Here is a 10,704-nt window from a genome sequence, read left to right as displayed (position 1 = left end):
CCCCCGCCGCATCGTGGTGAGCCTCTCCCCTCCCCGCGCCGGCCACTGCTACAAGCTGGTGGCGGCCCTCCTCTGACCGGACGGCGCCCTCTGGCCCGCAACCTGTAGCGGAAACGACTCGGATCCGGGTCGTTTCAGGTGCAGTTTCGGGCGGCGCCCTCTGCCAGGGTGGCGATGTCACACGTCGGGGCCATGCTCAGCGGGTGCACCCACGGCACCTCGACGAATGGATGCGGGACCGGGCGTTCGCCCAGCACGGCCTCGTCGGCCGGGACGACCTGCGCGCCGTCGGGGCGTCGCGCCAGGCGGTGGCGAACCGGTTGCGCTCACCGGACTGGGAGGAGGTCACCCGCCGCGTGCTGCGGCTGGTCGGCACGGCCGCCTCGGGCGAGCAGCGCGCCATGGCGGCCGTGCTCGACGCCGGCGGCGGGGCCGTGGTCTCCCACGGAGCGGCCGCCGCCCTGTGGGGTCTCCCCGGCTTCGACCTCGGCGCCATCCACGTCAGCCGGCGGCGAGGTGCGTCGGGCCGGACCACAGCGCTCGCCATCCTCCACCACCCCAGCCTGCTGCCGCCGGCCCACTGTGGGTCGCGCCACGGGATCCCCACGACCGGCCTGGCCCGCACGGTCCTCGACCTGGCGGCGACCGTGCACCCGGCACGGCTCGAGCTGGCCGCCCACGCCGCCGTGCGCCTGGGCGTGACGTGGTCGGCACTGGAGCAGGTGCTCGACGAGGTCGGCGCCCGGGGCCATCCGGGCACGGCCGCCGCCCGGTCGGTGATCGAGGCCGGGAGCGGCAGGCGGCCGCTGGGGAGCGGGCTGGAGGGCCGGTTCCTGCGCCTCCTCCGGTCGGCCGGCCTGCCCGAGCCCCGTCGCCAGGTGGACGTCGGGGCCGGCGACTGGGTGGGGCGCGTCGACTTCCTCTACGACGACGTCCGCCTCGTCGTCGAGATCGACGGAGGCTGGCACCACGAGGGCGCGCTGGACGTCCGCCGGGACAAGCGCCGGTCGGCGGCGCTGGCCGCGGCCGGGTTCCGGGTCCTCCCGCTCGCCGAGGACCTCCTCCGCCGGGACCCGGCCGAGGCGGTCCGGCTCGTCAGCGAGGCCCGCCGGCGCGCCCGCCGGCCAACCGGTTGACGAAACGACCCGGATCCGAGTCGTTTCGTCGACAGGAACGCCGGTCGGGGGTCAGCGGCCGATGGCGCCGGCGGCGAGGTCCTCGGCCATGGCCCACCCGAAGGCGATGAGGTAGTCGCCCCGGGTGCGGTCCAGCTGGCCGAAGAACTCGGCCGTCTCCGGGTCCACCGAGTCGTCCTTGAGGGCTTCGTGGTCCAGGGCGCCGCAGGTGTTGCCGTCGCCGGTGACCACGAAGGTGCGGTCGTCGATGCGGCCCTCGGCACCGAAGCGCTTGGCCAGGCGCCGCCCCCACGCCCGCTCCTCGCCCGAGGCGCGGTGGCCGGGCCGGGGGACGATGTCGTCCAGCCCCTTGAACGCCTGGAAGGCGGCGGCGTCGGTCATCTTGGTGCCGATCAGGACGTCCTCGTCGGGGAAGGCCAGCAGGGCCCGCCGGTACTGGTCGGCCATGAGCGCCCGCAGCACGGTGTCGCGGCGGGCCGACCGCTTGATCGACGCCAGGCCGATCAGCAGGCACGGGGTGCCGCCGATGCGCTCGAGCGTGCAGAACGAGTAGCCGCACAGCTTCCCGTTGTCCCGCGCCTGGGTGATCAGCACCCACTCCTCCCGCTGCTTCGACAGCAGGCCGACGTCGTAGTGCCCCGGGCCCTCGGCGCAGATGTCGGCCATCTCGCCCATCTCGGCGTCCGTGAGCGCCGTACAGTCCTTGGTCTCGACCTGGATCGCCATGGGTGCGAAATCTCCCGGGAGAGCTCGGTGGTGCGGGGCCAGACTAGTTCCTCCCCGGGGCGTGAGCCGAACCGGGGGCGCTCAGCCCAGCACCGCGTTGGGCCCCAGGAGAACGCGGATCTCGCCCATGAAGCCGTTGCCCGCGTCCACGCCGAAGTCGTCGGTGAGGCGGAGCACCTTCCGGCCGACGTGCAGGAACACCGGCGACGGTCCCGGGTGCTCGACCAGGAGCTGCTTGAGCTGGGTCACCCGTGACTCGGTGAGCGAGCCCAGCGGGACCTCGAGGTGGACCTCGGTGTTGTCGCCGGCGTTCAGCTCGGGGCGGCGGATCTCCAGGGCGGTCAGCTTGGGCTGCTCGTCCCGGGTGTCGAGGCGGGCCTTGACGCACACGATGGCGTCGTCCACCAGCAGCGGCCCGTACTCGTGCATCGCCCGGGGGAACACCCAGCACTCGATGGCGGACTGGAGGTCCTCCAGGAAGAAGGTGGCCATGAGGTCCCCCTTCTTGGTGTACTTGCGGCTCAGCCCGGTGACGACCCCGCCCACCGTGCGGATCTCGCCGTCCCGCAGCTCCCGCAGCTCGGCGATGGACCCGTCGGTGATGCGGCGCAGGCTGGCCTCCACGCCGAGCAGCGGGTGGTCGCTGATGTAGAGCCCGAGCATCTCCTTCTCGAACGCCAGCTTCTGGGCCTTGTCGAACTCGAGGTCGGGGACGGGGACCCGAGCGTCGTCGAACGCCGGGGAGCCGGCACCGTCGTCGCCGTCGCCGCCGCCCTCGTCCGAGTCGAACGAGAACAGGCTCATGACGCCCAGCTCCCGCTCGCGGCGGCGGGCCAGGAACCGGTCGATCACCTGCTCGAACACCAGGCACAGGCCCTTGCGGGGATGGCCGAGCGAGTCGAAGGCGCCCGACTTGATGAGCGACTCCACCGTGCGCTTGTTCAGCACCATGGGGTCGACCCGCTCGCAGAAGTCGTAGAAGTCGGAGAAGGGCCCGCCCGACTCCCGGGCGGCCACGATGCGCTCGACCAGGCCCGAACCGACGTTGCGGATGGCCGACAGCCCGAACGGGATGGCGCCGCCCCGGGCCGTGAAGTCGGACTCGGACAGGTTGACGTCGGGGACCAGGACCTGGATGCCGAGGGCCCGGCACTCGGCCAGGTAGACGGCCGTCTTGTCCTTGTCGTCCTTGACCGAGGTGAGGAGGGCGGCCAGGTAGGCGACCGGGTGGTTGGCCTTGAGCCAGGCCGTCTGGTAGGCGACGAGGCCGTAGCCGTAGGAGTGGCTCTTGTTGAAGGCGTAGTCGGCGAAGGGCTCGATGACGTCGAACAGCTTGGTGCCGAGGTCGGCGCCGTAGCCCGTGCGCTCGCAACCCTCGACGAACTTGACCCGCTCCTTGGCGATGAGGGCCCGGATCTTCTTGCCGCACGCCTTGCGGAGGTTGTCGGCCTCCTCCAGGGAGTAGCCGGCGAAGCGCTGGGCCACCCGCATGACCTGCTCCTGGTAGATCATCAGGCCCTGGGTGTCGGCCAGCATCTCCCGGAGCTCGTCGTGCAGGCAGGTGACCGGCTTCCGACCGTTCTTCCGGTCGGCGTAGTCGTTGTGCATGTTGGCCGCCATGGGCCCCGGGCGGTACAGGGCCACGAGGGCGGCGACGTCGTCGAAGCTGGTGGGGGCCAGCGACCGCATCAGGGCGCGCATGGGGCCGCCCTCGAGCTGGAACACCCCGATCGACCTGCCCTGGCGGAGCATGTCCAGCGTCGCCTCGTCGTCCAGGGCGACGTCGTCGATGTCGGGCCGGGTGCCGGTGGATCCCTCGACGATGTCGAGGGCGCGCTCGATGACGCTCAGGTTGCGCAGGCCCAGGAAGTCCATCTTCAACAGCCCGAGGGACTCGACGCCGTGCATCTCGTACTGGGTGACGATGGGGGCGTCGCCCGGGTCGCCGCCCGGCTCGGGCTTGCGCTGGATGGGCAGGTACTCGGTGAGGGGCTCGTCGGTGATGACGACGGCGGCGGCGTGGATGCCGTCCTGGCGGCGCAGGCCCTCCAGCCCGCGGGCGACGTCGATGACCTTGCGGGCGTCGGGGTCCGTCTCGTACATGGTCCGCAGGTCGCCGGCCATCTTGTAGCCGTCGGCGTGCCCGGGGAGCTGCTCGAAGCAGGCGGCCAGGGGCGTGTCCCGCCCCATGATCAGCGGCGGCATGGCCTTGGCGACCTTGTCGCCCACGACGTAGGGGTAGCCGAGGACCCGGGCGGCGTCGCGGACGGCGGCCCGGGCCTTGATGGTGGAGAAGGTGACGACGTTGGCGACGTGATCGGGCCCGTAACGCTCGGCCGCGTAGCGGATCATCTCGCCGCGGTAGCGCTCGTCGAAGTCCATGTCGATGTCGGGCATCTGCTTGCGGCCGGGGTTCAAGAAGCGCTCGAACAGCAGGTCGTAGCGGATGGGGTCGAGGTCGACGATGCGCAGGCAGTAGGCGACGCAGCACCCGGCCGCCGACCCCCGGCCCGGGCCCACCCGGATCCCCCGTTCCCTGGCGTGGCGGATGAGGTCCCACACCACGAGGAAGTAGGCGGAGAACCCCATGTCGGAGATGACCGCCAGCTCGTAGTCCAGGCGGTCGACCACGGCGCTCGGGAGCTCTCCGCCGTAGCGCTGGTGGGCTCCCTCGTAGGTGAGGTGGCGCAGGTAGGCGTCGTCGTCCTCGAACCCGGCGGGGAGGGGGAAGCGGGGCAGCTTGGGCTTGCCGAACTCGATCTCGACCTGGGCCCGCTCGGCGATCCACAGCGTGTTGTCGCACGCCTCGGGCAGCTCGGCGAACAGGTGGCGCATCTCGGCCGCCGACTTGAGGTAGTGCTCGTCCCCCTCGAACCGGAACCGCTTCTCGTCGGCCAGGGTGGCGCCCGTCTGCACGCAGAGCAGGGCGTCGTGGGCGACGGCGTGCTCGCGCTTGGTGTAGTGGCTGTCGTTGGTGGCCAGCAGCGGCGCGCCGAGCTGGCGGGCGATCTCCACCAGCTGCGGGTTGGTCCGGTGCTGCTTGGCCAGGCCGTGGTCCTGGAGCTCGACGAACAGGTTGTCCCGCCCGAAGATGTCCTGGAGGCGCCCCGCCAGCTTCAGCGCACCCTCGTGGTCGCCCCGCAGGAGGGCCTGGAGGACGACGCCGCCCAGGCAGCCGGTGGTGGCGATGACGCCCCGGGCGTGGCGGTCGAGCAGCTCCCAGTCGAGGCGGGGCTTGTAGTAGTAGCCCTCGAGGTAGGCGGCGCTCGACAGCTTGAGGAGGTTCGAGTAGCCGGTGGTGGTCTCGGCCAGCAGGGTGAGGTGGTAGTAGAGCTTCTCGCCCTCGCCGTCCTCGCCGCCGGTGTCGTCGATGCGGCCCCGCCGGACGGGGCGCTCGTGGCGGCTCTCGCCCGCCATGTACGCCTCGGTCCCGATCACCGGGGTGACGCCGGCCGCCCGGCACTCCCGGTAGAAGTCCAAGACGCCGTACATGTTGCCGTGGTCGGTGATCCCGAGCGCCGGCTGCCCGTCGGCCGCCGCCGCCGCGATCACCTCCTTCACCCGCGCCGCACCGTCGAGCATGGAGAACTCGGTGTGCACGTGGAGGTGGGTGAAGCTGCTCGCCACGACCCCGCCGTCCTCCTTTCCACAGGGCTTTCACAGCGCCTGTGTATAACTACATCGGTGTCATTAGGAACGTTAGCGCCTCGCGCCGGACGGGGGAGGGCCGTCGTCATCGTCCCGAGCAGAGAAAGGTTGAAGGTGCGGGCCGGCTCCGCCGGCCCGCCCGCTGGCGCTCACTTCGGCCGCCCGCCGAGCGTCCCTTCGGGTTCCGGCGGCAAGGAGGGGCGAATAGCGCCTCTTCTTGCCGCCAGAGGCGCTGGCGACCGGGTGTGGCCGGCCGGCCGTGGCCCTGCGGCGGCGAAAGGCCTAGAGGTACCCGGGTGGGCGCATGCGCTGCATGCGATCGTCGGCGCCGGGGGGAAGGCCGCGCTGGCCCTCGATCTGGGCCCGGGCGGCCATCTGCTGGGCGAAGACGGTGGCCTGGATGCCGTGGAAGAGACCGTCGAGCCAGCCCACCAGCTGCGCCTGAGCGATGCGGAGCTCGGGTTCGGAGGGGTTGCCCCGGTCGGCGAACGGCAGGGTGACCCGGGCCAGCTCCTCGCGCAGGTCGGGCGACAGGCTGGCGGCCAGCTCCCGCACCGACGTCTGGTAGATCTCCCGCAGGGTGAGACGGCCGGCATCGTCCAGCGGCGCCTGGCGGACCTCCTCCAGCAGCTGCTTGATCATCGAGGCGATCCGCATCACCTTGGCCGGGTGCTCGACCGTCTCGTTGGCCTCACCCCCGGCGCGCACGGGCGAGCCGTCGCCCACGATCTCGGGGGCCGGCTCCCGTGCCTCCTGCTGGTCGACGGCAAGCCGGTCGGGCGGGTCGAGCGGGCTGCCGGAGGACGACATGGGGCTCATCCTTGCCCGCCCGAGCCCCGCTTGACCAGAAGGGGCACGAGCGCCTCGGCCGGCGTCAGCGACCCGTGCCGGCACACCAGGCGGGACTCGCCCGTGTCGGCCGGGTCCAGGAACGCCACCGGCTCGAACGGGACGAGGGCGACGTCGCCCAGCCGGCGGGCGACCTCGGGCGACGGCCGGCCGCCCAGCCACCCCTCCTCGACGACCTCGTCGAAGGTGCGCACCCACGCCACCTCGTCGTAGAGGCGGCGGGCGGTGGCGGCCAGGCGGCCGGCCGTGCCCGGCCGGGCGTGCAGCCACCGGAACCGCCCCTCGCCCGACAGCAGGTCCACGTCGGCCATGACCTCCGGGGCCAGCTCGATGCCGGCGCCCTCCACCTGGACCTGCCCGTGGTCGGACGTCACCACCAGGGCGGCCTCGGGCGGCAGGACGTCCAGCAGGTCGCCCACCAGGCGGTCGGTGGCGACCAGCTCGGCGTCGTAGTACGAGCCGAACCCGCGGTCGTGCGCCACCTTGTCGACACCGTCGTAGTAGGCGTACACGAACGGCTCGCCCGCCCGCAGCAGGCGCCCGACCTCCACCGGCACCGCCGAGGGGAGCCGCCATCCGTGCAGGCGGGTCCCGGCCAGGTGGGCGGCGGTGAACCCGGTGGTGGCGAACTCGGCCCGGGTGACCACCGGGGGCGCCGTCCCGCCGAAGGCCGGCGAGGTCTGGAACGCCTCGGGGGGGACGGTGGGCCGGGCGTCGCCGGCCGCCGTGTTCCACCGCAGCACGTTGAGCACGTCGCGGGCGCCGACCCGGACCCGGTAGCCGACGACGCCGTGCCGGGCCGGGGGCAGGCCGGTGCTGATGGAGGTGAGGGCGGTGGCCGTGGTGGTGGGGGCCACCGACGTGATCGGCCCTCCGTCCATGGAACCGAGCACCGGCGCCAGCTCCGACCGCTCCTGCAGCTGCTCCCAGCCCAGGCCGTCGAGCACCAGCAGCACGACCTGCGCCGCCTCGCGCACGGCGAGCGGCATCCACTCCCCTGCCTCGGGGACCGGCGACAGCAGCGCCGGGACCAGCGAGGACAGGCATGCCCCGCCGTAGGCCGGGAGCACCGGGACCGGTCTGGTCTGGAGCACCTCGGGAACGTAGTACCCCCGGGGTCACCTTTTCACCGCCGGGCCCGGCCGTAGCATTGGTCCCGTGAAGGTGTCGACGAGGGGCGACTACGCCAGCCGGGCCCTGCTCTCCCTGGCCCTGCACGCCGACACCGGCCACCCGACCTCCGTACGGGACATCGCGGAGCGGACAGGCCTGCCCCAGCCCTACCTCGAGCAGATCCTCCTCGCTCTCAAGGGCGCCGGGCTGGTGCGCTCGAAGCGTGGCGTCGGCGGCGGCTACGTGCTGGCGCGCGACCCCGTCGACATCACCCTGGGCCAGATCGTCAGCGCGGTGGACGGCCCCATCGTGGCCGGCGACTTCGGGGAGCCGCACCAGGACGGCGCCTGCGACCACGAGGGCCAGTGCGTCCTGCTGGCGGTGTGGGCCGAGGTCGGCCGCCACATGCGTTCCCATCTCGACTCGTTCACCCTGGCCGACATGGTCACGTCGGCCCGGGGCGGGGCCCAGCCCGTCCAACCCCTCGCCTGATCCCCGGCGCCCGGCGCCCGGCGCCGGGCCGAGCGTCAGCCGAAGCGGCCCAGCACCTCCCGGAGATCGGCGGGCAGCTCCGAGGTGAACGACCGGCGCTCGCCGCTGACGGGGTGGTCGAACGCCAGGCGGTGGGCGTGGAGGAACGGCCGGGGCGCCAGGGCGGTCGACCGGGCGCCGCCGTAGCGGGCGTCACCCAGCACGGGGTGTCCGATGGCGGCCAGGTGGACGCGGATCTGGTGGGTGCGACCCGTCTCCAGGCGGCATTCCACGAGGGTGGCGGCGGACGGCCGGTCGAAGCGCTCCCGGACCTCGTAGCGGGTGCGGGCCTGGCGCCCGCGCGCAGAGACCGACATGCGGGTGGGGTCGCGCTCGGCCCGGCCCACGGGCGCGTCCACCAGCCCGGCCGGCGCCTCCACCGTCCCCCACACCAGGGCCAGGTAGCGACGCTCGACGTCGCGCCGCTCCAGCTGGGCCGACAGGGACCGGTGGGCCTCCGGCGTCCGGGCCACCAGCATCAGCCCCGACGTCCCCTTGTCCAGGCGGTGCACGATCCCGGGACGGTCCGGCTCGCCGACGCCGGCCAGCTCGGGCCAGCGGGCGACCAGGCCGGCGGCCAGGGTCCCCCCGGCCCGGCCGGCGCCCGGGTGGACGACGACGCCGGCCGCCTTGTCGACCACCGCCACGTCGTCGTCGGCGTAGACGACGGCGACGGCGACCGAGGGGTCGGGCGCCAGGCCGGGGGCGCCGGCGTCCTCGGGGACGTCCACCTCCAGCTCGTCGCCCTCGGCCAGGCGGCGGCTGCGCACCGCCACCACCCGCCCCCCGACCCGCACCGCGCCCTGCTCCACCAGGCGGGCGACGTCACCACGCGCCAGCCCGGTGAGCAGGGCCACCACCTTGTCGACCCGCTCGCCGCCCAGGGCGGCGGGCACCACGTCCCTCACCGGCCCGGGCCCTGTTCGGCGCGGGCGCCGGCGACGACGAGCAGGGCGGCGCCGCAGGTGATGGCGGCGTCGGCCACGTTGAACACCGGCCACCACTGGAGGTCGATGAAGTCGACGACGGCCCCCCCGTGGTCCCGGAAGAGCCGGTCGGCCAGGTTGCCGGCGGCGCCGCCGACGACCAGGCCCAGGGCGACGGCGGACGCCGTCGTGGCCGGCGTGGAGCGGCCGGCGCCGATGAGCAGGACGAGGACCACGACGCCGGCGGCGATGAGCAACGGGGCGACGCCCTTGCCGATGCCGAAGGCCGCGCCCGAGTTGAACGACAGGTTGAGCCGCAACGTCCACACGACGTCGACGGGACCGTCGGCCAGGGCCCCGAGCGCCCAGCTCTTGGTGACCTGGTCGACGGCCACCACGGCTCCGGCGGTGGCGCCGCCCACCGCCAGGCGGCGGGACGGGCGGCGCTCGGTGGCCTGGCTCAGCGCCGGGACAGGCCCCCGCTCTTGCACGCCACGCACAGGCGGGCCTGGGGCAGCGCCTTGAGGCGGGCCTTGGGGATGGGCTGGCCGCAGCTCTCGCACGTGCCGTAGGTGCCCTGGCGGATCTTGGCGATGGCGTGGTCGATCTCGTCGACGGCGGCCCTCGCCTGGGCGGACAGCGCCAGGTCGCGCTCACGGTCGATGTTGGCGGTTCCCCCCTCGCCCGACTCGTCGTCGAACTGGATGTCGCCCGGCTCCATCTCCTGCGCCATCAGGTCGGCCTGCGCCTTCAGGGCCTCGGCCTGCTCGGAGTAGACGGCGCGCTCCTGGGCGAGCAGGGCCAGCTGCTCCTGGAGGAACTTGTCGGCCGGCGCCTTGGCGGCCGACTTCCTGGCCGCCTTGGCGGGCGCCGGAGCCGCCTCGACGGCCGCCTTCGCCTTGGATTTCGCCTTGTCGGCGCCCGACGCGACCTTCTTCCCGACGTCCTTGGCGGCATCGACTGCTTTGGCGGCTCTGGTCACCGATCTCTCCGCCCTCTTTCGGCTGCGGCGTCCCTGGCGGGCTGGGGACCGTACCATGCCCCCGCTCGCTCGGGAAGGGCACCTGGCGGGGCAAGGGGCCCCAGGCGTTCGCCGCGTTCGCAGCGGCAAGGTCTGCGGCCGCTCTCGCCGCCGCCAGGGGGCCTCGACGGCTGCGGACACGGAGAAAGAACAGGGCGGAGGCGGCGCCAGCTCCGCTCGCCCGCCGGAGCACGATCCAACTCGACCGAATGGAGTGAGCGAAGCGAACGAATGAGTTCGAAGACCTAGCGAACGCCGCGGATCGACCCGGCATTCCCGACCGGCCGGTCGTCCTGCGGGCCGCCGCCGCCCGGGGCGCCGGCCGCCCCCGCCAGCAGCCGGCGCACGTCGTCGGCCTCGATCCCGCTGACGCGCACCCGCTTGGACCGGCTCTCCGGGCCGCTGACCAGCTCGACCTGCCCGGCCGGGACGCCCAGGGTGGACGCCACCAGGGCGACGCAGGCGTCGTTGGCCCGCCCCCGCTCCGGTGGGGCCGCCACCCGCACCTTGAGGGCGTCGCCGTGGCGGCCCGTGACCGCCGTGCGCCCTGCCCCCGGCACCACGTGCAGGCGCAGGACCACCGAACCATCGTCTCCCACGTCGAACACGTCACCGGTCATGTAAGCACCTCGGGTCCACCACTCGGCTCGGGGCACGGGGTCAGATGGGTGCCCCGGTGGTTTCGGGACGAGGCGAGCAATGTCGGTCTGCGGGTCGCGTGTTGAGCGTGTCGCCGCGCAGCAGTGATTGCCTG

General features: G+C 73.4%; 10 protein-coding genes. 2 read left to right on the top strand and 8 right to left on the bottom strand.

The window, feature by feature from the left end:
- The first annotated feature begins 203 nt into the window (after positions 1-203).
- Positions 204-1,136, top strand: coding sequence for a DUF559 domain-containing protein (locus VM242_02075; protein HVM03934.1), 933 nt, complete (start codon positions 204-206; stop codon positions 1,134-1,136).
- Between the two features lie 51 nt (positions 1,137-1,187).
- Here the strand turns inward: VM242_02075 and VM242_02070 are convergent, their stop codons facing one another.
- From VM242_02070 to VM242_02055, 4 genes are all read right to left on the bottom strand, one after another.
- Positions 1,188-1,862 carry a hypothetical protein gene (locus VM242_02070; GenBank protein ID HVM03933.1) on the bottom strand — a complete coding sequence of 225 codons (675 nt, stop codon included), beginning with the start codon at positions 1,860-1,862 and terminating at the stop codon, positions 1,188-1,190.
- 81 nt (positions 1,863-1,943) lie between these two features.
- Positions 1,944-5,489, bottom strand: coding sequence for a DNA polymerase III subunit alpha (gene dnaE, locus VM242_02065; protein ID HVM03932.1), 3,546 nt, complete (start codon positions 5,487-5,489; stop codon positions 1,944-1,946).
- Between the two features lie 303 nt (positions 5,490-5,792).
- Positions 5,793-6,320, bottom strand: a complete 528-nt coding sequence (locus tag VM242_02060) for a proteasome activator (protein ID HVM03931.1) — start codon at positions 6,318-6,320, stop codon at positions 5,793-5,795.
- A 5-nt stretch (positions 6,321-6,325) separates the two neighbouring features.
- Positions 6,326-7,453, bottom strand: a complete 1,128-nt coding sequence (locus tag VM242_02055) for an alkaline phosphatase family protein (protein ID HVM03930.1) — start codon at positions 7,451-7,453, stop codon at positions 6,326-6,328.
- Between the two features lie 64 nt (positions 7,454-7,517).
- Between VM242_02055 and VM242_02050 the strand changes: the two genes are divergently transcribed.
- Positions 7,518-7,964: an Rrf2 family transcriptional regulator gene (locus tag VM242_02050; GenBank protein HVM03929.1), complete on the top strand. Its 447-nt coding sequence runs from the start codon at positions 7,518-7,520 to the stop codon at positions 7,962-7,964.
- A gap of 35 nt (positions 7,965-7,999) precedes the next feature.
- Here VM242_02050 and VM242_02045 read toward each other — a convergent pair whose 3' ends face one another.
- The 4 genes from VM242_02045 to VM242_02030 all read right to left on the bottom strand — a co-directional run bounded on the left by VM242_02045 (position 8,000) and on the right by VM242_02030 (position 10,570).
- On the bottom strand, positions 8,000-8,911 hold the full coding sequence (locus VM242_02045; protein ID HVM03928.1) for an RluA family pseudouridine synthase: 912 nt from the start codon (positions 8,909-8,911) through the stop codon (positions 8,000-8,002).
- Positions 8,908-9,420 carry a signal peptidase II gene (lspA, locus tag VM242_02040; protein HVM03927.1) on the bottom strand — a complete coding sequence of 171 codons (513 nt, stop codon included), beginning with the start codon at positions 9,418-9,420 and terminating at the stop codon, positions 8,908-8,910. The genes VM242_02045 and lspA overlap by 4 nt, the downstream gene beginning before the upstream one ends.
- Entirely contained in the window at positions 9,390-9,911 is a 522-nt protein-coding gene (locus VM242_02035) for a TraR/DksA C4-type zinc finger protein (protein HVM03926.1), read from the bottom strand. The genes lspA and VM242_02035 overlap by 31 nt, the downstream gene beginning before the upstream one ends.
- A 284-nt stretch (positions 9,912-10,195) precedes the next feature.
- On the bottom strand, positions 10,196-10,570 hold the full coding sequence (locus VM242_02030) for a DUF167 domain-containing protein (GenBank protein ID HVM03925.1): 375 nt from the start codon (positions 10,568-10,570) through the stop codon (positions 10,196-10,198).
- Positions 10,571-10,704: the final 134 nt, after the last annotated feature.

The sequence above is a fragment of the Acidimicrobiales bacterium genome (assembly GCA_035540975.1).
Lineage (GTDB): Bacteria > Actinomycetota > Acidimicrobiia > Acidimicrobiales.
This window is presented reverse-complemented; position numbering and strand designations above follow the sequence as displayed.

Coding starts and splice junctions, on each gene's coding strand:
- VM242_02070 (HVM03933.1), bottom strand. CDS start 1,862: ATGGCGATCCAGGTCGAGACCAAGGACTGTACGGCGCTCACGGACGCC.
- VM242_02060 (HVM03931.1), bottom strand. CDS start 6,320: ATGTCGTCCTCCGGCAGCCCGCTCGACCCGCCCGACCGGCTTGCCGTC.
- VM242_02030 (HVM03925.1), bottom strand. CDS start 10,570: ATGACCGGTGACGTGTTCGACGTGGGAGACGATGGTTCGGTGGTCCTG.